This is a genomic window from Plantibacter sp. CFBP 8798 (assembly GCF_014841195.1).
In the GTDB taxonomy this organism is placed as follows: domain Bacteria; phylum Actinomycetota; class Actinomycetes; order Actinomycetales; family Microbacteriaceae; genus Plantibacter; species Plantibacter auratus.
Window position 1 is genome coordinate 295,743 of sequence record NZ_JACYTS010000001.1, and the last position, 22,647, is coordinate 318,389.

General features: G+C 70.3%; 18 protein-coding genes. 7 read left to right on the plus strand and 11 right to left on the minus strand.

Annotated elements, in window-relative coordinates; genetic code table 11:
- Window positions 1-137 precede the first annotated feature (137 nt).
- From IFU30_RS01420 to IFU30_RS01430, 3 genes are read right to left on the minus strand one after another with little or no spacing between them, the layout of a single operon-like run.
- A complete protein-coding gene (locus IFU30_RS01420; protein ID WP_192004058.1) occupies window positions 138-1,310 on the minus strand; it encodes an acetyl-CoA C-acyltransferase in 1,173 nt (390 codons plus the stop codon).
- Window positions 1,307-1,999, minus strand: a complete 693-nt coding sequence (locus IFU30_RS01425) for a 3-oxoacid CoA-transferase subunit B (RefSeq protein ID WP_192004059.1) — start codon at window positions 1,997-1,999, stop codon at window positions 1,307-1,309. Before IFU30_RS01425 ends, IFU30_RS01420 begins: the two co-directional genes overlap by 4 nt.
- A gap of 5 nt (window positions 2,000-2,004) precedes the next feature.
- Window positions 2,005-2,730, minus strand: coding sequence for a CoA transferase subunit A (locus IFU30_RS01430; RefSeq protein ID WP_159876674.1), 726 nt, complete (start codon window positions 2,728-2,730; stop codon window positions 2,005-2,007).
- A gap of 160 nt (window positions 2,731-2,890) precedes the next feature.
- Here IFU30_RS01430 and IFU30_RS01435 point away from each other — a divergent pair, with 160 nt between their 5' ends.
- A complete protein-coding gene (locus IFU30_RS01435; RefSeq protein WP_197977352.1) occupies window positions 2,891-3,676 on the plus strand; it encodes an IclR family transcriptional regulator in 786 nt (261 codons plus the stop codon).
- A gap of 111 nt (window positions 3,677-3,787) precedes the next feature.
- On the opposite strand, the gene IFU30_RS01440 is transcribed toward IFU30_RS01435, so the two are convergent.
- Together IFU30_RS01440 and IFU30_RS01445 are read right to left on the minus strand one after the other, a co-directional pair.
- On the minus strand, window positions 3,788-4,657 hold the full coding sequence (locus IFU30_RS01440; protein ID WP_192004060.1) for an aldo/keto reductase: 870 nt from the start codon (window positions 4,655-4,657) through the stop codon (window positions 3,788-3,790).
- A gap of 107 nt (window positions 4,658-4,764) precedes the next feature.
- Window positions 4,765-5,655 (minus strand): LysR family transcriptional regulator, encoded by an 891-nt coding sequence (locus IFU30_RS01445; protein ID WP_071262156.1) that lies wholly within the window; start codon window positions 5,653-5,655, stop codon window positions 4,765-4,767.
- Window positions 5,656-5,744: 89 nt separating this feature from the next.
- On the opposite strand from IFU30_RS01445, the gene IFU30_RS01450 reads away from it, so the two are divergent.
- Window positions 5,745-9,218, plus strand: a complete 3,474-nt coding sequence (locus IFU30_RS01450; RefSeq protein WP_192004061.1) for a bifunctional proline dehydrogenase/L-glutamate gamma-semialdehyde dehydrogenase — start codon at window positions 5,745-5,747, stop codon at window positions 9,216-9,218.
- Window positions 9,219-9,412: 194 nt separating this feature from the next.
- Here the strand turns inward: IFU30_RS01450 and IFU30_RS01455 are convergent, their stop codons facing one another.
- Entirely contained in the window at window positions 9,413-10,417 is a 1,005-nt protein-coding gene (locus tag IFU30_RS01455) for an aldo/keto reductase (protein WP_192004739.1), read from the minus strand.
- A 97-nt stretch (window positions 10,418-10,514) separates the two neighbouring features.
- On the opposite strand from IFU30_RS01455, the gene IFU30_RS01460 reads away from it, so the two are divergent.
- Together IFU30_RS01460 and IFU30_RS01465 are read left to right on the plus strand one after the other, a co-directional pair.
- Entirely contained in the window at window positions 10,515-10,982 is a 468-nt protein-coding gene (locus IFU30_RS01460; RefSeq protein WP_197977354.1) for an NUDIX domain-containing protein, read from the plus strand.
- Window positions 10,983-10,992: 10 nt separating this feature from the next.
- Window positions 10,993-12,093, plus strand: a complete 1,101-nt coding sequence (locus IFU30_RS01465) for a hypothetical protein (RefSeq protein ID WP_192004062.1) — start codon at window positions 10,993-10,995, stop codon at window positions 12,091-12,093.
- Here the strand turns inward: IFU30_RS01465 and IFU30_RS01470 are convergent.
- Complete coding sequence (locus tag IFU30_RS01470) at window positions 12,090-13,238, minus strand: acyltransferase family protein (protein WP_206757114.1); 1,149 nt, start codon at window positions 13,236-13,238, stop codon at window positions 12,090-12,092. The genes IFU30_RS01465 and IFU30_RS01470 overlap by 4 nt on opposite strands.
- An 89-nt stretch (window positions 13,239-13,327) precedes the next feature.
- On the opposite strand from IFU30_RS01470, the gene IFU30_RS20795 reads away from it, so the two are divergent.
- Window positions 13,328-15,097: a NosD domain-containing protein gene (locus IFU30_RS20795; protein WP_192004064.1), complete on the plus strand. Its 1,770-nt coding sequence runs from the start codon at window positions 13,328-13,330 to the stop codon at window positions 15,095-15,097.
- 57 nt (window positions 15,098-15,154) lie between these two features.
- Here the strand turns inward: IFU30_RS20795 and IFU30_RS01480 are convergent, their stop codons facing one another.
- From IFU30_RS01480 to IFU30_RS01490, 3 genes are all read right to left on the minus strand, one after another.
- Entirely contained in the window at window positions 15,155-17,239 is a 2,085-nt protein-coding gene (locus tag IFU30_RS01480) for an ABC transporter ATP-binding protein (RefSeq protein WP_192004065.1), read from the minus strand.
- A 2-nt stretch (window positions 17,240-17,241) separates the two neighbouring features.
- Complete coding sequence (locus IFU30_RS01485) at window positions 17,242-18,978, minus strand: ABC transporter transmembrane domain-containing protein (RefSeq protein ID WP_192004066.1); 1,737 nt, start codon at window positions 18,976-18,978, stop codon at window positions 17,242-17,244.
- Window positions 18,979-19,172: 194 nt separating this feature from the next.
- Window positions 19,173-20,738, minus strand: coding sequence for a molybdopterin-dependent oxidoreductase (locus IFU30_RS01490; RefSeq protein ID WP_192004067.1), 1,566 nt, complete (start codon window positions 20,736-20,738; stop codon window positions 19,173-19,175).
- Between the two features lie 90 nt (window positions 20,739-20,828).
- Here IFU30_RS01490 and moaA point away from each other — a divergent pair, with 90 nt between their 5' ends.
- Both moaA and IFU30_RS01500 read left to right on the plus strand, forming a co-directional pair.
- Window positions 20,829-21,896, plus strand: coding sequence for a GTP 3',8-cyclase MoaA (moaA, locus tag IFU30_RS01495; RefSeq protein ID WP_064293946.1), 1,068 nt, complete (start codon window positions 20,829-20,831; stop codon window positions 21,894-21,896).
- Entirely contained in the window at window positions 21,889-22,146 is a 258-nt protein-coding gene (locus IFU30_RS01500) for a MoaD/ThiS family protein (protein WP_079704425.1), read from the plus strand. The genes moaA and IFU30_RS01500 overlap by 8 nt, the downstream gene beginning before the upstream one ends.
- On the opposite strand, the gene IFU30_RS01505 is transcribed toward IFU30_RS01500, so the two are convergent.
- Window positions 22,143-22,610: a BLUF domain-containing protein gene (locus IFU30_RS01505; protein WP_159876694.1), complete on the minus strand. Its 468-nt coding sequence runs from the start codon at window positions 22,608-22,610 to the stop codon at window positions 22,143-22,145. The genes IFU30_RS01500 and IFU30_RS01505 overlap by 4 nt on opposite strands.
- Window positions 22,611-22,647: the final 37 nt, after the last annotated feature.

Genomic DNA, 22,647 nt, shown 5'->3' on the forward strand with positions numbered 1-22,647 from the left:
CGCCCGCGCGCACAACTCCTGCTTGGAGCCGTGCGGCTCACCCGACACGCCGGGGCGTGCCGCGACGCGGCGCGATCAGCAGGAGTTGCGCACGGGCGGGGATCGGCGCCGAGCGTCAAGCAGGAGTTACGGACGGGTCAGACGGCCTCGAGGATGATCGCGGAGCCCTGGCCGCCGCCACCGCAGATGCCGGCGGCACCGATCGAACCCGAGCCGGCGGCGGCGAGGCGCCGGGCGAGGTGCCCGACGATCCGGGTGCCGGAGGCGCCGATCGGGTGACCGAGGGCGATCGCGCCGCCGTTCGCGTTGACGATCGCAGGATCGACCCCGAGTTCGTCGGTCGAGTGGACCGACACGGCGGCGAACGCCTCGTTGATCTCGACCGCTGCGAGGTCGCCCGTCGTGTGGGAGGTCTTCGCGAGGGCGGCGACGATCGCGTTCGACGGCTGGGCGTGCAGGCTCACATCGGGTCCGGCGACGAGCGCGTGCGCGACGACCCGGGCGATCGGGGTGAGTCCCCGGGCTGCAGCGACGTCCTCGCTCATGAGCACGACCGCGGCCGCTCCGTCGGTGATCTGGGAGGAGTTGCCCGCGGTGATCGTGCCCTCCCCGCCGAACGCGGGACGCAGCCCGGCCAGCGACTCGGCGGTGGTGTCGGCGCGGAGTCCGTCGTCGGCGCTCACGACCGTCGGACCCTTGCGCCCCGGCACGGAAAAGGGTTCGATCTCCTCGGCCTGGACGTCCGCAGCTGCCGCGAGCCGCTGGTGCGACCCGGCCGCCCAGGCGTCCTGCTCCGGGCGTGCGATGCCGAGTGAGCCGTTGCGCTCCTCGGTGGACGACCCCATCGACCGGTGCTCGAACGCATCGGTCAGGCCGTCGTGATCGAGGGTGTCGACCAGCTCGATGGCGCCGTAGCGCTTGCCGGCGCGCGAGCCCGACCAGGCGTGCGGGGCGAGGCTCATCGACTCCTGGCCGAGCGCGACGACGACGTCGACCTCGCCGGCGTCGATGAGACGCGTGCCGGTGACGATCGCCTCCATGCCGGACAGGCAAACGGCGTTGACGGTGATGGCGGGGACGGTGAAGGGGATGTCGGCCCCGACGGCGGACTGCCGGGCGGGGTTCTGGCCGGCTGCGCCCTGCAGCACCTGGCCGGCGATGACCTGCTGCACGTCGGCGGCGTCGACTCCTGCCCGGGACAGGGCCGCGCGGATGGCGTGGGCGCCGAGCTCGGTGGCCGGCACGGACGCGAACGCCCCGTTGAACTTCACGAACGGGGTGCGGGCGTACCCGACGATGACGGTGCTCATACGTGTGCCTCCTGAGGCGTGGCGGGTGCGGTCGGCACCTCGCCGGTGGTGGTGGGGTCGAGTTCGACGGAGAACTCCGCGCCTGTCAGGGTGCGCAGCTCGGCGACGCTCGTGTCGGGCGCGAACGCCCGCAGGACGAGTGCCCCCTCGACGATATCGAAGACGGCGCGGTCGCTGATGATCCGGTCGACGACACCGACGCCGGTGAGCGGGAGATCGCACCGCTCGACGATCTTCGGGCTGCCGTCCTTCGCGACGTGCTCGGTGACGACCACCACCCGCGGCGTCCCGGCGACCAGGTCCATCGCGCCGCCCATGCCCTTGACGAGCTTGCCCGGGATCGTCCAGTTCGCGAGGTCGCCCGCACCCGAGACCTGGAGCGCGCCGAGGATGGCCAGCTGCACGTGGCCGCCGCGGATCATGCCGAACGACATCGCCGAGTCGAAGTAGCTCCCGCCCTCGAGGAGCGTGACCGTCTGCTTCCCGGCGTTGATGAGGTCGGCGTCCTCCTCGCCCTCGATCGGGAACGGACCCATGCCGAGGAGGCCGTTCTCGCTCTGGAGGGTCACGTGCACCCCGGGTGGCACGTGGTTCGCGACGAGCGTGGGGATGCCGATGCCGAGGTTCACGTACTCGCCGTCGCGGAGTTCGGTCGCCGCGATCGCGGCCATGTCGTCTCTCGTCCACATGATGATCAGGCTCCTGCCGGTGTCGTGGTGGCGGCCGCCGGGCGGACGGTGCGCTGTTCGATGTCCTTCACCCGCGGCGTCGCCGTGACGAGGCGCTGGACGAAGATGCCGGGGGTGACGACGGTGTTCGGATCGAGGTAGCCGTCCTCGAGGACCTCCTCGGCCTCGGCGATCGTCAGTCGGCCGGCGGTCGCGACGATCGGGTTGAAGTTCCGTGCGGTGTGCCGGAAGACGAGGTTGCCCTCGTGGTCGGCGCGGAACGCGTGCACGAGGGCCACGTCGGCGACGATGCCGCGCTCGAGGACGTAGGTCTCCCCGTCGAACACCTCCGTCGGCTTGCCCTCCGCGACCGGGGTGCCGACGCCGGTCTTCGTGTAGAACCCGGCGATACCGGCGCCGCCCGCGCGCAGCCGCTCGGCGAGCGTGCCCTGCGGCGTGAACTCGACCTCGAGCTCACCGTCGAGGAACTGCTTGGCGAAGAGCTTGTTCTCGCCCACGTACGACGCGACGACCTTCCGCACCTGTCGGTTCTCGAGGAGGATGCCGAGGCCCTTGCCGTCGACGCCCATGTTGTTGGAGACGATCGTGAGGTCGGTGGCTCCGGTGTCCCGGAGGGCCTCGATGAGGTCGGTCGGGTTGCCGCTCAGGCCGAACCCGCCGACCGCGATGGTCGCTCCGTCCCGGACGACCTCGTGCAGCGCCTCGGCGGCGCTCGACCAGTGTTTCGTCATGTCACTCCCTTGTGGATGGCGGACCGGCTTGACCACATGGTGGGACTGGCCGTTCGTCTCTCCTGTAGTCAGTCACAGCCGTCCTGCGGTGTCAAAGGTGGCATGGGGCCCGATCCCGGATCCACTCATGACGTGGTCCCGGCTGCGGCGTAGGCTCACCATGTGGACAAGCTGGGAGTACGACGTGGCTGAGGGGATGCGCGGCGCCCAGGTCGTCTCGCGCGTGAGCCGGATCCTGAAGATCGTGTCGGAGCATCCCGGTGGTGCGTCGTCTTCGGCGGTGGCCGCGGCCGCCGGGCTCACCCGGCCGACGGCGCACCGCCTGCTCGCCTCGCTCGCCGCCGAAGGCTTCCTCGACCACGACGTCCGCGCCGCCCGGTGGCACCTCGGCCCGGAGCTGTTCCTCCTCGGATCGCTCGCGGCGGAGCGGTACGACGTCGCCGAGCTCGCCCGGGAGAGCGTGCGGATCCTCGCGCACGAGAGCGGCGAGAGCGCCTTCCTCTCGGTGCGTCGCGGCTTCGAGACCGTGTGTCTGCTGCGCGAGGAGGGGAGTTTCCCGGTGCGGTCGTTCGTCCTGACCGAGGGTGTCCGCTTCCCGCTGGGGGTCGCGTCGGCGGGACTGGCGATCCTCGCGTTCTCGAGCGACGAGGAGATCGACGACTACCTGGGCCGCGCCGACCTCACCGAGCGGTGGGGCGAGGCCCACACCGCCGACCGCGTGCGCGAGCGGATCCGCGAGACGCGCGAGCGCGGGTACGCGGTGAACCCGGCGCTCATCCTCGAGGGCAGCTGGGGCATGGGCGCGGCGGTCTTCGATGCGGCGGGGAAGCCCGCCTGGGCGCTCAGTCTCACCGGGATCGAGTCCCGGTTCCGGCCTGAGCGCCAGGCGTTCCTCGGTGGCCTGCTGCTGGAGCAGGCGCACGAGCTGTCGAAGCGGCTCCGCTGAGCCGGGTGGTCGGTCCCTGAGCTGCACCGCACTTCGACAAGCTCAGTGACCGGGTGGTCGCTCAGTGACCGGAGGTCCGGTCCCTGAGCCTGTCGAAGGGCGGTGGGAGCGTTACTCCGAGACGGCGGACAGCTCCTCGAACTCGTCGTCGGTGAGCTCGATCGTCGCACCCTGCAGGTTGTCCTCGAGGTGCTCGATGCTCGACGTCCCCGGGATCGGGAGCATGACGGGCGAGCGCTTGAGCAGCCAGGCCAGCGCGAGCTGCGACGGGGTCGCGTCGTGTCGCTCGGCGAGCTGCGTGAGCGGGCCGTCCTCCTTGCTGAGGGCGCCGGTCGCCAGCGGGAACCACGGGATGAAGGCGACGCCGTGCTCGGTCGACCAGTCGAGGAGGTCCTCCGAGGAGCGGTCGGTGAGGTTGTAGAGGTTCTGCACCGACGCGATCGGAGCGATCTGCTGGGCCGCCTCGACCTCGGCGACGCTGACCTGGCTGAGGCCGATGTGTCGGATCTTGCCCTCGTCCTGCAGCTTGCGCAGCTCGCCGATCTGGTCCTCGAACGGCACGGTCGGGTCGATCCGGTGCAACTGCAGGAGGTCGATGCGGTCGACGGCGAGACGGCGGAGGCCGAGCTCGACCTGCTGGCGGAGGTAGGCGGGCACGCCGGTGGGCGTCCACTCGCCGGGACCCTGTCGCGTCTGGCCGACCTTCGTCGCGATCACGATGTCGTCGTAGGGGTGCAGCGCCTCGCGGAGGAGGGTGTCGGTGACGTCCGGACCGTACGCGTCGGCGCTGTCGAAGAAGTTCACGCCGAGTTCGGCTGCGCGCTTGATCAGGCGGATGGCGCCGTCGCGGTCGTCGGGCTCGCCCCAGACGCCCTCGCCGGTCAGCTGCATGGTGCCGTAGCCGAGTCGGTTGACGGTGAGGTCGCCGCCGAGCGAGAAGGTGCCGGCGGCGGTTGCGGGGCGTGCGGTGGTGTCGGTCATGCGGGTGCTCCTTCGGAGGAATGCGGGAGTTCCAGCCAAGCACCGGCGGCTGGGAGGCGCACCCCCTTGCGCGCCGCGTTCGCTGGCAGCGTTCCCGCCCGTCCTGGCTAGGCCGCCGCAGCCTCGAGGGCGGCGCGGAAGGCGACGATCGCCGGGCGGGTGACGCCGGCCTCGCGCGCGGAGGTGAAGATGGTGCGTCGCGGGAGGTCGGGCAGGTCGACGAGGCGACAGCTGGCCGGCTCGCCCGCCCACTGGAGGTCGGGGATGAGGGCGACCGCGTTGCCGGACTCGATCAACCGGATCTGCGCCTGGAGGTCGGCGGTCTGGTAGCGGACGTCGGGCTCGAACCCCGCGCGGCGGCACAACTGCTCGGCGAAGTGGCGTGACGCCGCTCCGTGCGGCTCCATGACCCAGGGGAGGTCGGCCGCATCTTCGATGCGCAGCACGGGGTGGATCTCGTTCGCGACCGGCGGGCACGCGAGTCGGATCGGGTCGGTGGCGAGCTGACGGCGGTCGAGTCCGGGGTGCCGCGGGGCGGCGTGGGCGGGGTACTGCTCCGCGACGACGACGTCGAAGTCGCGCGCCCAGGTCTCGGCCAGCGCCGTCTCCGGTTCGTGCTGCACCATCTCGACGCGGACGTCCGGGTGGTCGCGGCGCATGGCGCTCAGGGCCGCCGGCATGAGTGCGAGTGCCGCCGACTGGAACACCGCGACGCGGATGGTGCCCGACACGGTCGTGAGGGACGCCCCGAGGTCGGCCTCGGCGCGCTCGAGCGTGTCGAGGAGTGCGTCCGTGTGCCCCACGAGGATCTCGGCCTGCGGGGTGAGCTGCACCCGTCGACCGACCTTCCGCAGGAGCTCGACGCCGGTCTCCTGCTCGAGGACGGAGAGCTGCTGCGACACCGAGGAGGGGCTGAAGTTGAGGGCGGAAGCGACCTCGGCGATCGTCCCGCGGATCTTGAGTTCGCGCAGGAGGCGGAGCCGTCGGACGTCCAGCACGGTGCCCTCCAAAACCATCGGCTCAACCGATGAATATCGTTCGAAAACCTTCGCTGTATCTTATTGGTCTCGACGCCGATACTGGCACCATGACCGACACTCTTGCATCGACGCAGCAGCTCGACCGCGACGCCCTCGCCACCGAGGCCATCGCCCTCGTCCGCCGCTGGCTCCAGACGGCCTCGACGATCCCCGCCGACGCCTCCGCGCAGCAGCTCGCCGGTGTGTTGAAGGATCCGACCGGCCTCGAGTTCACGGTCGGCTTCGTCGACGGCGTCGTGCGTCCGGAGGACCTCCGCGTCGCGGCCCGCACCCTGCAGACGATCGCCCCGAAGGTGCCCGCGTTCCTCCCCTGGTACTTGAAGGCCGCCGTCCGCTGCGGCGGTGCGTTCGCCCCGATCCTGCCCGGCGTCGTCATCCCGATCTCCCGCAAGGTGCTCCGCAACATGGTCGGCCACCTCGTCGTCGACGCCACCGACAAGAAGCTCGGCCCCGCGATCGCGAAGATCAAGACGCCCGGCACCCGACTCAACGTCAACCTGCTCGGCGAGGCCGTCCTCGGTACGGGTGAGGCGGCACGTCGTCTCGAGGGCACCCACAAGCTGCTCGCGCGCCCCGACGTCGACTATGTGTCGATCAAGGTGTCGTCGACGGTCAGCCCCCACTCGGTCTGGGCGTTCGACGAAGCCGTCGAGCACGTCGTCACGAGCCTCACCCCGCTGTTCGAGCGTGCCGCCAAAGCCACACCTGCTAAGTTCATCAACCTCGACATGGAGGAGTACAAGGACCTCGACCTCACCATCGCGGTCTTCACCAAGCTCCTCGACCTCCCGCAGTTCCGCGATCTCGAGGCCGGCATCGTCCTGCAGGCCTACCTGCCCGACGCCCTCTCCGCGATGATCCGTCTCCAGGAGTGGTCGGCCGGGCGTCGTGCCGCGGGCGGTGCCGGCATCAAGGTGCGCATCGTCAAGGGCGCCAACCTCCCCATGGAACAGGTCGAGTCGTCGCTCCACGACTGGCCGCTCGCCACCTGGTCGACCAAGCAGGACTCCGACACCAACTACAAGCGCGTCGTCGAGTACGCCCTGCACCCCGACCGCATCGACAACGTGCGCATCGGTGTCGCCGGCCACAACCTCTTCGACATCGCCTTCGCCTGGCTGCTCGCCAAGCAGCGGGGGGTCGAGCGCGGCGTCGAGTTCGAGATGCTGCTCGGTATGGCGCAGGGCCAGGCCGAGGCTGTGAAGCGCGACGTCGGCGAGCTCCTGCTCTACACGCCGGTCGTACACCCGCAGGAGTTCGACGTCGCCATCGCGTACCTCATCCGCCGCCTGGAGGAGGGCGCGAGCCAGGACAACTTCATGTCCGCCGTGTTCGAGCTGAGCGAGAACGAGACCCTCTTCGCCCGTGAGGAGCAGCGGTTCCTCGCGTCGCTCGCGGTGCTGGACACCACCGTCCCCGCGCCGAACCGGCAGCAGGACCGAACGAAGCCCGCCGAGGCGTCCCCGGTCGACGCGTTCGAGAACACCCCCGACACCGACCCCTCGCTCCCCGCGAACCGGGTGTGGGGACGCGACATCCTCACCCGCGTCACCGAGTCGCGGCTCGGGAACGACACCGTCGCCGCGTCCATCCTCGACAGCGTCGAAGCCCTCGACGCCGTCATCGACGGAGCGACCGCAGCGGGCGCCTCGTGGGGCTCGCTCTCCGGCGCCGAGCGTGCGGTCATCCTGCACCGCGCCGGCGACGTCCTCGAGCAGCGTCGTGCCGACCTCATGGAGGTCATGGCGTCGGAGACCGGCAAGACCCTCGACCAGTCCGACCCCGAGGTGTCCGAGGCGATCGACTTCGCCCACTACTACGCCGAGCGCGCCCGCGAGCTCGACCACGTGGACGGCGCGACCTTCACCCCCGCGAAGCTCACCGTCGTCACGCCGCCGTGGAACTTCCCCGTCGCCATCCCCGCCGGTTCGACCCTCGCGGCGCTCGCCGCCGGGTCGCCCGTCATCATCAAGCCCGCCCGTCAGGCTCGCCGCAGCGGCGCGGTCATGATCGAGGCGCTGTGGGAGGCCGGTGTGCCGCGCGAGGTGCTCCGCTTCGCGCAGCTGGCCGACAACTCGCTCGGAGAGCGCCTGATCGCCCACCCGGCGGTCGAGCGCGTCATCCTCACCGGTGGCTACGAGACGGCGGAGCTGTTCCGCTCCTTCCGCCCCGAGCTGCCGCTTCTCGCAGAGACGTCCGGCAAGAACGCGATCATCGTCACCCCGAGCGCCGACCTCGACCTCGCGGTGAAGGACGTCGTCGCGTCGGCCTTCGGTCACGCCGGCCAGAAGTGCTCGGCCGCGTCGCTCGTGATCCTCGTCGGGTCGGTCGCGTCCTCGCGCCGCTTCCGTCACCAGCTCGTCGACGCCGTCACGTCGCTCAAGGTCGGCTACCCGGTCGACCCGACCACGCAGATGGGTCCGATCATCGAACCGGCGAAGGGCAAGCTGCTCGGCGGCCTGACGACGCTCGGCTCCGGTGAGTCGTGGCTGGTCGAGCCGAAGCAGCTCGACGACAGCGGCAAGCTGTGGAGCCCCGGCGTGCGTGCCGGCGTCGCCCGCGGCTCCGAGTACCACCTCACCGAGTACTTCGGTCCGATCCTCGGGATCATGACGGCCGAGACCCTCGAGGAGGCCATCGCCATCCAGAACGAGATCGACTACGGACTCACCGCCGGGCTGCACTCCCTGAACCCGGCCGAGCTGCGCCTCTGGCTCGACGGCATCCAGGCAGGCAACCTGTACGTGAACCGCGGCATCACCGGCGCGATCGTGCAGCGTCAGCCGTTCGGCGGTTGGAAGAAGTCCGCGGTCGGCGCGGGGACGAAGGCCGGTGGCCCGAACTACCTCATCGGCCTCGGCTCGTGGTCGAGCGCTGAGAGCACGGCTGAGCGCACCGTCGGTCGGTCGGCGGAGCGCCGTGGCCCGAAGTCCCCTGTCGCCTCGTTGCTGCGTGCCGCTGACGCGGTGCTCACCGCCGACGAGTTCGCGTTCCTGCGCCGGTCGGTTGCGAGCGACGCAGCCGTATGGGCGGACGAGTTCGGGGTCGCGAAGGACGTATCGAAGCTGACCGCCGAGCGCAACGTGTTCCGGTACGTGCCGCGTGAGGTCCACGTGCGTCTCGTGGACGGCGGTTCGGTCGCGGAGCTCCTCCGTGTCGTCGCCGCCGGTGCGACCGCGGGCGCGACCGTGCACGTGTCGTCCGCCGTCGCGCTCCCGCCGAAGCTCGTCCCGGCCGTCGAGGCCATCGCCGGTGGGATCACCGTCGAGAGCGAGGACCGCTGGTACGTGACCGCCGCCTCGCTCGTCGGGACGAAGGCCGGCGCGCGCGTCCGGATCATCGGTGGGACGACCGAGGGTGTCGCCCACGCGACCTCCGGGAGCCCCGACGTCGCGATCTACGCGGGCGACGTCACCGAGGCCGGCCGCATCGAGCTGCTGCCGTTCCTCCAGGAGCAGGCGGTCTCGATCACGGCGCACCGCTTCGGCACGCCGAACCACCTCTCGGACGACCTCATCTGACCCGAGCCCGACCGGTTCGCAACTCAGGAACGCCCCGGCGTGTCATCCCGACACGCCGGGGCGTTCTGCATGCCGCGCCGACATCCTCCTGAGTTGTGAACCTGTCTCAGGAGAACTCCGGCGGGTCGGGTGGGTGCGGGGGCGACACGCCGGAGCTGTCCTGAGATAGGTACGCGTGCGGAGACGAGGGTGGGCTAGCGGAGGGTGCCGTGGACGGCGAACTCGTCGATGCGGGCGAGTTCGGCGTCGTCGAAGTCCAGGCGGTGGATCGCCGCGTAGTTGCCCTCGAGCTGCTCGACCGAGCTGGCACCGATGATCGCCGACGTGACCGTGTCGCGACGCAGCACCCACGAGAGCGCCAGCTGCGCGAGCGTCTGGCCGCGTTCCTCCGCAATGGACTGGAGGCCGCGGGCTCGCTCGAGGTAGGTGCCCGTGATCGCCTCCTCGTTGAGGAAGCGGCTCGTCGCCGCACGCGAGTCCGACGGAACCGTCCCACCGAGGTAGCGGTCGGTCAGCATGCCCTGCGCGAGGGGGCTGAAGACGACGGCACCGAGACCGAGGTCGTCGAGGGTGTCGAGCAGACCGTCCTCGACCTCGCGGGAGAACATCGAGTAGCGGGGCTGGTGCACGAGCAGCGGGACACCGTGCTCACGAAGCGCGGCCGCCGCGGCGATGGTCTGCTCGGGGGAGTAGTTCGAGATGCCGGCGTACAGCGCCTTGCCCTGCTTGACCGCCGTCGCGAGCGCACCCATCGTCTCCTCGATCGGGGTCTCCGGGTCGGGCCGGTGCGAGTAGAAGACGTCGACGTACTCGACGCCGATACGGCCGAGGCTTTGGTCGAGCGAGGACAGCATGGTCTTGCGCGAGCCCCACTCCCCGTAGGGCCCCTGCCACATGGAGTAGCCGGCCTTCGAGGTGATGATGATCTCGTCACGGTGGGCGGCGAGGTCCTCGGCGAAGATGCGGCCGAAGGCGGTCTCGGCGGAACCCGCGGGTGGGCCGTAGTTGTTGGCGAGGTCGAAGTGGGTGATCCCGAGGTCGAAGGCGCGGCGCACGATGGCCCGCTGGACCTCGATGCTGCGGCCTTCGCCGAAGTTGTGCCAGAGACCGAGGGATAGCGCGGGGAGGCGCAGTCCGCTGCGGCCGACGCGGCGGTAGGTCATGTCGTCGTAACGGGTTTCGGCTGCTTCGTAGGGCATGGTCTGCGCTTTCATCATCGAATCGTCGTGGTGCCGGGAGCAAGCGTACCGTGATCGTTCACGGCCGAGTCGGTGCGGCGTCGAGTAGCGTGAGCACGTGTCGTCAACCGCGCTTCCGCCCGCTGAAGAGCCCGTGTCGCAGCCGCGCTCCGGGTGCGGCGTCGCGATCGTCCGCGAGGGTCGGATCCTCCTACTCGAGCGCCTGCGCGAGCCCGAGGCCGGATCCTGGGGCATCCCCGGCGGGAAGGTCGACTGGATGGAACGCCTCGAGCACGCCGTCCGTCGCGAGGCCCTGGAGGAGACCGGGCTCGAGCTCGGCTCGATCGAGCTGTTGTGCGTCGTCGACCACTTCGAGGAGGCGCTGCAGCAGCACTGGATCTCGCCGGTGTACCTCGCGGAGGACACCGTCGGCGAGCCTGAACTCCGAGAGCCGGAGAAGCATGGCGGCCTCCGGTGGTTCCCGCTCGAGGTGTTGCCGGAACGGGTGACCGTGTCCACGGTGGCGGCGGTCGAAGCGATCGCGCGGTCTCGCGGATCCAGACGCCCGGACGGCGCCGACTCGTAGACTCGGGCGCGTGACCGATCACCCGTCGTCCGACGCCCGCAACGACTTCGTTACCTTCGACGCGCTCCGAGCGGAGGCCGTCGAGCAGCCGGTCCGACGTGGAGCGGGCGCATGGGGCTTCTTCGGCACGGTCGCGATCGTGATCGGTGCCCTGTTGATCCCGGTCGCCCTCGTCAGCACCTGGGCGGACACGATGCTCCGCGACACCGACGCGTTCGTCGACACCCTCGCCCCGTTGGCTGCAGACCCCGCAGTCCAAGCCTTCGTGGGGGACCAGGCGCTCGCCGCGCTGGAGAGTCAGGTCGACCTCGATGCGGCGGCTGCAGTACCGGCCGACCTCGCGGCGACCCTCTCGCTCCCGCCGGCGATCTCGGAGGTGCTCGGCGCGATCGGTGGCGACACCGCGGATGCGCTGCGCGAGGTCCTGCGCCGGAACGTCGCCGAGTTCGCGGCCTCGCCCGCGTTCGCGACCGCCTGGACCGAAGCCCTCCGCGTCACGCATGAGCAGCTCGTCGCGGGCGTCTCCGGTTCCCAGGGAGCGGTCATCGACGTCTCGGCCGAGCAGGGCCTGGGCGTGCAGTTGGGTCCGATCGTCTCCGCGACCCGCACGTGGCTGGTCGACGCGGGGTTCGGATTCGCGGCCGCCATCCCGGAGGTCGACCGCGTGGTCGACGTCGTCCCGGCATCGCAGGTCGCGCCGGTACTCAGTGGAATCCAGGTGATCGAGACGGCGGCGGGTTGGTCGCCCTGGCTCGCGATCGGGCTCCTCGCACTCGGGGTGATCCTGCTCTGGCTGGGGCGCCGCAACCTGAGCCGGACCGTGGCCGGAGCCGCGATCGGCGTCCTGCTCGCGGCGGGCCTGACGCTCATCCTGCTCGGCGCTGCCCGGCTCGCCCTCGTGTTCGCGGTGTCGGTCGCGATCCCCGGCGGCGTCGGAGACGCGGCGGCGTCGCTGCTGCTGGGCCCGCCCACTGATGCCGCCTGGTCCGTGCTCTGGGTGTCGCTCGCCGTGGCGGTGCTCGCCTTCGTCAGCGCCGCGTTGCGGCTCCCCGAGCGCATCGCGCAGGGCGTTCGGTCGGCGCGGGGTCCGCTGTCGGGCACGAACGCCTAAGAGCCGGTCGCCGATCCGTCGGCGTGGACGGCCCGGCTCGTGCGCGGTGCGGCGAGTCTTCGATGCCACGGCACCTCCACGAGGGTGTGGAGCAGCCAGGACGCGGCGAGGATCGAGCCGGACCAGGCCAGGACGATCGGGGCCCGGAGGAGGAGCGGCAGCTCGCCGACGGCGGCGGGTGTGATCGCCTTCGTCAGCAGGATGAGCACGAAGACGTGCACGAGGTACGTGGAGAAGGAGAGCTGCCCGAGGAAGCGCGCGGGGCGGCTGCGCAGCCACGCGGTGGAGCGCGGACTCGCGACCGCCAGGCCTCCGACGATGATCCCCGCGAAGGTGATCGCGGCCCAGGCTCGTGGTGCTCCCGGTTCGAGTGTGATCGCCGCCACCACGAGGCCGGCGGCACCTCCGGCAGCGACCCACGCCGCTCGCCGGGTGACCGGGAGGGCCGCCGTCCACTCCGCCAGACAGATGCCGAGCGCGAAACAGCACAGCACACGGACGGCCGGGGTCGCCATACCGTTCATGGCCGACGGGGCGAGGGCGGCGGCGATCGTCGTAGCGCTGACGAGCACGATCGACAGGGTGACCACCGGGACCGGGCCGCGCACCCGGCCGCGGAAGGCGAGGGCGATCGCCGGGAACAGGATGAACGCGAGGAACTGGGCCGACAGTGACCATGCGGGCGGGTTCCACCACAGTGCGTCGCCGAACCACGCGCGGGTGAGGGTGAATTCGGCGAGGAGACCGATGGGCGGGAACGCCCCGTCGTCCGTTGGGACACCGACCATCGCCCCGCCGACGCAGAGCAGTGCGAAGGCGAGGAGCACGGCCACGTGTGCCGGGTAGAGGCGCGCCACGCGGTTCCGGAGGAAGCGACCGTAAGCGGGCCAGGTCCAGCGTCGATCCAGGTAGGCCCGGGCGATCGTGTACCCGCTCAGGACGAAGAAGACGTCCACGGCGAGTCCGGTGTGGGCCATCGGCGCGAGCCACGAGAGCTCGGGGAGGACGGAGAACAGCCAGTCCGCGGAGTGCGAGAACACCACCCACCAGGCGGCGATGGCGCGGGCTCCGGCGAAGGCGGTGTGGTCGACGCGGGGTGCCGGTCGGCGGCCCGGCCCGGTCGCGCGGTTCTCCGGTGACGGCATGGTGCTCCTGAGTGATCGGACGGCGGTGATCACGCCGGACTCCAACTCTAGGATGCTTCTGCGCCTCATGCTTCTGTACTGTGTGGACTGTGGACAAGACATCATGGCGCGACGGAACAGCTCGGGGGCGGGGGACCGGAGCGGAACCCGAACCGATCCCGGAACCTGAACCGACGGCCCTCGATCCCGATCCCGAACCCGACCACGAGGCCCCGTCGTCACCACCCGACCCCGACCCCGCACCATCGGCACCGAGCGGGAGCGCGGACACCCAGGCCGCCCCGCCCGTCGGACTCGTGCTCGAGGGTCCCGGGATCGATCCGACCGGTGCCTCCGTCAGCACCACCGCGGTCCTCGCCTGGTTCGCGGCCGTCCCGGCCGGCAGCACCGTGATCGTCCGCGGCGGCGACGTCATCGCCGTGGACGCGACGATCAGGATCGACCGTCGCGTCCATCTCCGCGGACGCGGCGAGCTCAAGTTCGTCGGAGGGGTCGAGGCGGCGCCGGCGCTGAAACTCATCGTGTCGGGCAGCTCGGTGACCGGTGTCCGGGTCAGCTACGCGGGCCCGCCGGCATCGAGCACGGGTGAGCGCAACACCGGGATCAGCATCTGGGCGAGCGACGTCCTGATCGACGGCGTCACCGTCGACGGGTTCCAGAACGGCATCGCCGTGCAACCGTCAGGCGAGTTCGAGGGCGTCGTCATCTCCGCGTGCCATGTCCTGAACGTCGTCGGCTCGGGCGGAGGGCGAGGCTCCGCCTCGTCCGCGGGCGAGGACCGCGGCGACGGCATCACCGTCTGGGGTGCGCGTTCGGCGGTCATCGGCAACATCGTCGCGGCTGCCCCCGGCACCGACGCACGGGTCGGCATCCATGCCGAGAACCTGCCCGACTACGCGGTCGATCCCGGGTCCTGGGCCGATTCGATGGTCACGATCGAGGGCAACGTCGTCACCGGCCCGTTCCGCCGATCCATCGCCGTGGAGGGCATGGCCCACACCGTCGTGACCGGCAACACCGTGTCCGACGCGACCTGGTGGGGACTCGCCGTCATCGACACCCGATCGGTCGCCCTGGTCGCGAACACGGTGCGCTGGACGCGGACGGCCGACGACGACCAGGGGTCGGCCTGGGGGCCGAAGCGCTGCCCGGTCATGATCTACCGCGACGCGCAGGGAACCGTGGTCTCCGGGAACGTCATTGAGATCCGCGGCGTCGCGGCCGCGGGCATCATGGCCCAGGCGGCGACACCGCCCCGCGGTTCGACCACCGTCATCGGCGCCGTCGACGCGCTCATCACCGACAACGTGGTCCGCATCGCCGACGGTACCTGTCCGATCGGGATCGCGCTCGATCGGACCAGACAACCCGTCGTCTCAGGCAACCGGGTCGCCGTCACGCTCGCATCCGGCTCGGTGGGCGGTGTCGTGTCGTACCTCGCCGAGGATGCGGTGGTCTCCGACAACTCCATCACCGGGGCGGCGACTTCCAACGGGTTCGGGGTGCTCCACCAGGGTGCCGGCTCGATCGTGGTCATGGGGAACCGCATCGACCGCATCCGCGTCGCGGTCGCCGTGAGCAACTGCACCGGTGGTGCGACGATCATCGGCAACACCGCGCGCGAGTGCGAGTACGGCCTCGACACCTTCGGCACGACCGGGCATTCGGTGGTGCAGGGCAACCGCTGGGAGTCGAGCAACACGGCGCACGCGAACGCGCAGCCGAACACGAGCTACCTCTCCACGCGGCACATGGGGCTCGCGCGGCCGTACGGCGGCCGCTCCGGCGACATCCTCGTCGGGAACGGACGACTGTGGGTGAACGATCAGGGCACCTGGCGGTCGACCATTCTCAGTTGAACCGACGGGCGGGCGCTCGGGAATCGAGCGCCCGCCCGTCGTGGCGTCGGTATCGGATCAGCTGCGCGGTGCGTGCGCCGTATCGGACCCGCTGGCGACGGCTGCCTCGTCGATCGCCGACTGCTCCTCGCCACCGCGGAACTGCGTGCGGTAGAGCTCGGCGTACGCGCCGTCGACCTCGAGGAGCTGCGCGTGCGAGCCCTGCTCCACGATCCGGCCGTTCTCCATCACGAGGATCGTGTCCGCGTCGCGGATGGTCGACAAGCGGTGGGCGATGACGAACGAGGTGCGGTCGGACCGCAGCGCCGCCATCGCGTGCTGCACCAGCAGCTCGGTCCGCGTGTCGACGGAGGACGTCGCCTCGTCGAGGATGAGGAGCTTCGGCTTCGCGATGAACGCGCGGGCGATCGTGATGAGCTGGCGCTCACCGGCCGAGACGCTGCCGCCGTCCGCGTCGAGGACGGTGTCGTACCCGTCGGGCAGCTGCCGCACGAAGCGGTCGACCATCGTCGCCTCAGCGGCCTCGATGACCTCCGCATCGCTCGCGTCGAGTCGGCCGTATCGGATGTTCTCGCGGATCGTCCCCTCGAACAACCAGGCGTCCTGCAGCACCATCCCGACCTGCGACCGCAGCTCGGCACGCGTCAGCGCCGTGACGTCGACCCCGTCGAGGAGGATGCGTCCGCCGGTGAGCTCGTAGAACCGCATGACGAGATTCACGAGGGTCGTCTTCCCGGCCCCGGTCGGGCCGACGATCGCGACGGTCTGACCCGGCTGCGCGGAGAAGGAGAGGTCCTCGATGAGTGGCTTCTCGGGGTCGTAGCTGAAGGAGACGCCGTCGAACTCGACGTGGCCGTCGGTGTGCTCGGGCAGGTGCGCCGTCGCCGTCTCCTGGTCCTGCTCCTCGGCGTCGAGCAGCTCGAAGGTGCGCTCGGCGGACGCGACGCCCGACTGCAGCTGGTTCGCCATGCCGGCGATCTGGCTGAGCGGCTGCGAGAACTCACGCGAGTACTGGATGAACGCGGTCGCGTCGCCGAGGGTCATCTGCCCGGAGGCGACCCGGAGGCCGCCCACGACGGCGATGAGCACGTAGGACAGATAGGAGACGAAGGTCATCGCCGGCATGATCATGCCGGACACGAACTGCGCGCCGAACGCCGCCGTGTAGAGCTTCTCGTTCCGCTCGTCGAACTCGGCGAGCATCTCCTTGTCGCGACCGAAGACCCGCACCAGCTCGAGGCCAGAGAACGACTCCTCGATGTGCCCGTTGAGCGAGCCGGTGTTCTTCCACTGCGCGGTGAAGAGCTTCTGCGAGCGGGAGCCGATGACCCCGGCGATCAGCGCGGACAGCGGCAACGCGATCAGCGCGATGAGTGCGAGCTGCCACGATACGATGAACATCATCGCCGTGATGCCGAGCACCGTGAGGGCGGACTGCACGAGTTGTGAGAACGCCTGCTGGAGGGCGGTCTGGATGTTGTCGACGTCGTTTGTGACCCGGGACATGAGGTCGCCGCGCTGGCGGGTGTCGAAGTAGCTGAGCGGGAGGCGGTTGAGCTTCCGTTCGATGTCCTGGCGCAGGTTGTAGACCACGCGCATGACGAGTCCGTTGAGGATGTAGCCCTGCGCCCAGTTGAGGATCGACGCGACGATGTACATGGCGAGCACGATGATGATGAGGCGGCCGAGCAGGGTGAAGTCGATGCCCTGGCCGGGCGTGATGTCGGACTTCACGAGCATGTCGGCGTACTGGTCGTTGCCGGAGGCCCGTGCTTCGTCGACGATCCGGTCGAGCGGGACGCCCGCCGGGAGTTGCGAGCCGATGACGCCGTTGAAGATCGCGTCCATCGCGAGCCCGAGGATCTTCGGGGCGATGACCGTGAGGACGACGGAGAGCACGACGAGCCCGACGACGAGGCTCATCTTCACCTTCTCGGGTGCGAGCAGACCGACGAGCCGCTTGGCGGACGGCCAGAACTGCTCGGCCTTCTTCGAGGGCGTGCCGCCGAACATGTCGCCGTCGGACTCTCCCGGGGTGAACTCCGGCTCGAGGACGTCTGCCTCGATCGCGTTCAGCTCGGGAGCCTGGGCGGTGTCCTTCGAGGTGCGCGAGGGACGCTTGTCACGTGGTGAACGGGCCATGGTCACGCCACCCCTTCCACAGCGAGCTGCGATTGGACGATCTCGCGATACGTCTCGTTGGATTCCAGGAGTTCGTCGTGGGTGCCGCGGCCGACGATGCCGCCGTCGTTCATGACGATGATGTGGTCGGCCTCGCGGATCGTCGCGATGCGCTGCGCGACGATGATGACGGTCGCGTCGGCGGTGCTGTCGCCGAGGGCTGCCCGGAGTCGGGCGTCGGTGGCGACGTCGAGGGCCGAGAACGAGTCGTCGAAGAGGTAGACCAGGGGCTTCGCGACGAGGGCCCTGGCGATGCACAGGCGCTGACGCTGGCCGCCGGACACGTTCGTGCCACCCTGGGCGACGCCGTCGTGCAGCATCTTCGGCTTCGCGCGGACGAAGTCCTCAGCCTGCGCGACGTCGAGGGCGCTCCACAGCTCGTCGTCGGTGGCGTCGGGACGTCCGAACCGGAGGTTCGAGGCGATCGTGCCCGAGAACAGGTATGGCTTCTGCGGCACGATCCCGACGACCCCGGCGATCTGCTGCCGGGTGAGCTGCGAGACGGGGACGCCGTCGATGGTGACGTGGCCCTGCTGCGGGTCGTAGAGGCGCGGGATGAGCGAGAGGAGCGTCGTCTTGCCGGAGCCGGTCGAGCCGACGATCGCGGTGGTCTTGCCGGGCTCCGCCGTGAACGTCACGTCCGACAGGACCGGTCGCTCCGCACCGGGGTATCCGAAGGTGACGCCGGTGAACTCGACGCGACCGACCGACGGCACGCGGATGTCGGTGCTGGTCGGCACCGTGAGGCTCGGCTCGGTGTCGAGGACGCTCTGGATGCGTTCGGCGCACACGACCGCGCGAGGGATCATCATGACCATGAAGACGCCCATCATCACCGAGGTGAGGATCTGGAGCAGGTACTGGAGGAACGCGGTGAGGGAACCGACCTGCATCTGTCCGGCGTCCACCCGCTGACCGCCGAACCAGAGGACGGCGGCGGTCGCGAGGTGCAGGACCATCATGATGACGGGGAACATGAGGACGAAGATGTTGCCGACCTTGATCGACACCCGGGTGAGCGCCTCGTTCGCACGGTTGTAGCGCTCCGACTCGAACGGCTCGCGGACGAAGGCGCGTACGACGCGGATGCCGATGATCTGCTCGCGCAGCACGCTGTTGATGCCGTCGATGCGGTCCTGCATCTGCCGGAACAGCGGCATGAGCAGGTAGACCAGGAACCCGACGATGATGAAGAGCACCGGCACGGACACCCACACCAGCCAGGACAGCCCCGCGTCCTCACGGAGGGCCATGATGATGCCGCCGACGCACATGATCGGTGCGGACACCATGAAGTTGAGGGTCATGAGGATCAGCATCTGGACCTGCTGGACGTCGTTCGTGCCGCGCGTGATGAGCGTCGCGCTGCCGAAGCCGCCGATCTCGAGGGCGCCGAGCGAGTCGACCTTCCGGTAGAACTCCCGGCGCAGGTCGCGGCCGATGGCCATGGCGGTGCGGGCGCCGAAGTAGACCCCGCCGATGGCTGCGGCCACCTGGACGAGGCAGACGAGCAGCATCGTCATGCCGGTGGACCAGATGAAGTCCGTGTCGCCCCGGGAGACACCCTGGTCGATGATCTGGGCGTTCAGGCTGGGGAGGTAGAGGGCCGCGATCGTCGAGACGAGCTGCAGCACGAACACCGCGACCACCCAGGCCGCGTACGGCTTGGCGTGTCGGAGGGCGAGGGCGAGGAGGGCCACGTGAGGTCCTTAGACGGTTCGTGTCCGGCGCGGGGCATCGCGCGGACGGGTGACGAGGTGGAGCGGGCCTGGCGCGAGACCAGTGCTCCGGTCGGCGGCGCAGCCGGACGGGAGCGTGAGGGACGTGCCCGAGTGACGATACTCCGCACCGGTGACACGGTGGTGTCCCGGTTCGGAATCGTGATGATCTCGGGTCAGTCGACGCCGACGGAGATGGTGTGCCAGCCCTCCGCGCCGTCGGGGACGACGTCGACGGGGGTCTCGCTCTGCGTCTTGCCCGCGGCGTCGGTCGCGCGAACGGCGATGGTGTGGTCGCCGGCCGGGGCGTCCCACTGGAGGACCCACTGCACCCAGGTGTCGTCGGAGATGGCGGTCGCGAGCGTCGTGTCGAGCCAGTCGCCGTCGTCGATCCGGACCTGGACCCGGTTCACGCCCGTGTGCTGCGCCCAGGCGACGCCGGCGATCGCGACGTTCCCCGCCGCGACACGTCCACCGTTGCGGGGTACGTCGATGCGCGACTCCGTCTTGATGGGCCCGCGCTCGGACCAGCCGCGGTCGGTCCAGTAGGCCCGGGCGTCCGCGTAGCGGGTCACCTCCAGCTCGACGACCCACTTCGTGGCGGAGACGTAGCCGTACAGGCCCGGGACGACCATGCGCACCGGGAAGCCGTGCTGCAGCGGGAGCGGTTGCCCGTTCATCCCGACGGCGAGGAGGCTGTCGCGATCCTCGTCCTGCAGGACCTCGAGCGGAGTGCCGGCGGTGAACCCGTCGATGCTCCGCGACAGGACCATGTCGGCTCCGGCCTTGGGCTTCGCGCGGGCGAGCAACTCGCGGATCGGGTACCCGAGCCAGAGCGCGTTGCCGATGAGGTCGCCGCCGACGGGGTTCGATACGCAGGTCAGCGTGATGATCGACTCCTGGAGCGGGAGGGCGAGGAGTTCCTCGAACCCGATCTCGACCTCCTGCTCGACCATGCCGGTGATCTTGAGGCTCCAGGTCGAGGGGTCGATGTTCGGCACCTGGAGGGCGGTGTCGATCCGGTAGAAGGAGTCGTTCGCCGACACGACCGGGGTGAGTCCGTCGATACCGAGTTCGGCTCCGGCGGGGACCGGCGGTGCGGCGACGGCGGCCGTCGGGAGCTTGAGCGCCTTCCGGATGGTCTCCACGGCGACCGCTCCGGTCGAGGCGACGCGCGCGCCGACGCCGACGACGAGTGCGCCGACCGCGGTGCCGCCGAGCAGGACGAGGAAGGAGCGCCGGGGGAGTTCGGCCCGGGAGGCGCCGACGACCGGCCGGGCTTCATCCGCGACCGTCGCGTCGTCCCAGGTGCGGAGCCGGGTGACGAGCAGTCGCAGGACGAGGATGCCGACCGCGGTACCAACGACGCTCGGGAACGCCCAGTCGAGACCCGCGTCCGCGCGGGTGATCGCCGCGACGACCGCGACGACACCGACGAGCGCGAGCGCGATGCTGCCGACCACCGGGCGACGCTCCTCGAGGATCCCGATCCCGACGGCGAGGGCCGCGACCAGGACGCCGAGCACGATGAGCAGCACGAGCTTGTCGTTGGTGCCGAACAGGGCGATGACGAGGTCCTTCACCCAGCCGGGCACGAGGTCGATCACGAGGGAACCCACGGCGAGCAGTGGCGAGCTCGCGGGGGCGACGAACACTGCGACGGCCTCGGCCGAGCCGAGGGTGGCGACGGCTGCGACGACGCCGGACGCACCGGCGAGCAGGGTGCGGCGGCGGGGCTCCATGTCCGTCATGCTACGCGCGCCCGCTGGGCATTCCTCCCCGAAGCGGCTCTAGAGGGGCAAGTCGGCCGTCCATCCCCGTACCCTGGGGGGATGACCACAGTCGGGCTCGGAATCCCACGCATCGGGTCGCCGCTCAGGCACATCCCGGACGCTGCCGGGCGCCCCGACGTCGACGGCCTCATCGACCGCTTCGGTAGGGTCGCCCGCGACCTCCGGGTGTCGATCACGGAGAAGTGCTCGCTGCGCTGCACGTACTGCATGCCCGAGCAGGGTCTCCCCGCGATCGCCCGCGACGACCTGCTGACGCCCACCGAGATCGGTCGCCTCGTCGAGATCGCCGTCCGCGACCTCGGGGTGCACGACATCCGCTTCACGGGTGGCGAGCCGCTCATGCGCCCCGACCTCGCGGAGATCATCGCCCGCAGCTCCGCGGTCGCCGGCGACGCCTCGATCTCCATGACGACGAACGGCATCGGACTCGACAAGCGCGTCGACGAGCTCGTGGCCGCCGGGCTCACCCGCGTGAACATCTCCCTCGACACCGTCGACCGCGACCACTTCGCGCGACTCACGCGCCGCGACCGCCTCCCCGCCGTCCTGGCCGGCATCGAGGCGGCCAAGCGCGCCGGGCTGACGCCGCTCAAGATCAACGCCGTCCTCATGCGCGACACGCTCGACGGCGCGGTCGCCCTGCTCTCCTGGGCGATCGAGAACGGGTGCCGTCTCCGCTTCATCGAGCAGATGCCGCTCGACGCCGACGAGGCGTGGGTGCGGGAGAACATGGTCGACGCGGCCGAGTTGCTCGACGTCCTCGGCTCCCGCTTCACGCTCACTGCCCCGCATCGCGAGGACCCCTCCGCTCCCGCCGAGGAGTGGCTCGTCGACGGCGGCCCGGCCACGGTCGGCATCATCGCCTCGGTCACGCGCTCGTTCTGCGACGACTGCGACCGCACGCGGCTCACCGCCGAGGGGACGATCCGCTCCTGCCTCTTCGGCGACGACGAGACCGACCTTCGGGGCATGTTGCGTTCGGGCGTCGAGGACGTCGAGATCGCGGACCGCTGGCGCGCGGCGATGTGGCACAAGCAGGCCGGGCACCGCATCGCGTCGCCCGACTTCGTCCGTCCGGAGCGGAGCATGGGAGCGATCGGTGGCTGAGACGACGACGCTGCAGGTGCTCGTGCGCTACTTCGCCGCTGCCGAGGAGGCCGCCGGCGTCCCCGAGGAGTCCTTGCCGGCGGTCGCGACGGTCGGCGAGCTGAAGTCGGTGCTGCTCGAGCGCTACGGCGACGCGATGGCGAAGGTCCTCGCGTCCGGTTCCTTCCTCGTCGACGGCGTCGTCAGTCGCGACGACACCCGTCCGCTCGGCGCCCGGGTCGACGTCCTCCCACCCTTCGCCGGCGGCTAGGACGGGGACGTCGCTGAGCGACGACGCTCGGCGAGGGCGCGGGTCGCGCGGTGTTGGAACCATCGCAGGAGGTCCAGGATGCGATGGCGCCGTGCATCCGATTCGTCCTCGTGCGACGCGCGGTAGCCGGGGATCGAATCAGCCGGGTAGTCGTCGAGGTTCTCGCAGCGCATGGTCCAGTCCGGGAACCGCCGGTAGTCGATCTCCTCTTCGACCAGGACCCGCAGCTCGCTGTGTCGGGTGTCCTCGCGCAACCGCTGCAGCACGTGGCGCACGGCCGTAGGAGGCCCTTCGATCACCTGGAAGAAGTCGTCGCCGCGCACGGCGAGCATGCCGGTGAGGCCGGAGCGTCCGTTGTTGTCGCGGGACTGCCGGAGGATCGCTTCGAGGGCGGTCTGGGTCAGCGGCGCAGCGGAGGTGCTCACGTAGGTCACGGAGAGGAACGCGGATTCGGGCTGCGTCATACTCCGTGACCTTACACGTCAGGTGTCGGATAGGGGC

Excerpts from the sequence above, each read along its gene's own strand:
- IFU30_RS01420 (WP_192004058.1), bottom strand. The coding sequence starts at position 1,310 with ATGAGCACCGTCATCGTCGGGTACGCCCGCACCCCGTTCGTGAAGTTC.
- IFU30_RS01425 (WP_192004059.1), bottom strand. The coding sequence starts at position 1,999 with ATGTGGACGAGAGACGACATGGCCGCGATCGCGGCGACCGAACTCCGC.
- IFU30_RS01430 (WP_159876674.1), bottom strand. The coding sequence starts at position 2,730 with ATGACGAAACACTGGTCGAGCGCCGCCGAGGCGCTGCACGAGGTCGTC.
- IFU30_RS01435 (WP_197977352.1), top strand. The coding sequence starts at position 2,891 with ATGTGGACAAGCTGGGAGTACGACGTGGCTGAGGGGATGCGCGGCGCC.
- IFU30_RS01440 (WP_192004060.1), bottom strand. The coding sequence starts at position 4,657 with ATGACCGACACCACCGCACGCCCCGCAACCGCCGCCGGCACCTTCTCG.
- IFU30_RS01450 (WP_192004061.1), top strand. The coding sequence starts at position 5,745 with ATGACCGACACTCTTGCATCGACGCAGCAGCTCGACCGCGACGCCCTC.
- IFU30_RS01455 (WP_192004739.1), bottom strand. The coding sequence starts at position 10,417 with ATGCCCTACGAAGCAGCCGAAACCCGTTACGACGACATGACCTACCGC.
- IFU30_RS01470 (WP_206757114.1), bottom strand. The coding sequence starts at position 13,238 with ATGCCGTCACCGGAGAACCGCGCGACCGGGCCGGGCCGCCGACCGGCA.
- IFU30_RS01480 (WP_192004065.1), bottom strand. The coding sequence starts at position 17,239 with ATGGCCCGTTCACCACGTGACAAGCGTCCCTCGCGCACCTCGAAGGAC.
- IFU30_RS01490 (WP_192004067.1), bottom strand. The coding sequence starts at position 20,738 with ATGGAGCCCCGCCGCCGCACCCTGCTCGCCGGTGCGTCCGGCGTCGTC.
- moaA (WP_064293946.1), top strand. The coding sequence starts at position 20,829 with ATGACCACAGTCGGGCTCGGAATCCCACGCATCGGGTCGCCGCTCAGG.
- IFU30_RS01505 (WP_159876694.1), bottom strand. The coding sequence starts at position 22,610 with ATGACGCAGCCCGAATCCGCGTTCCTCTCCGTGACCTACGTGAGCACC.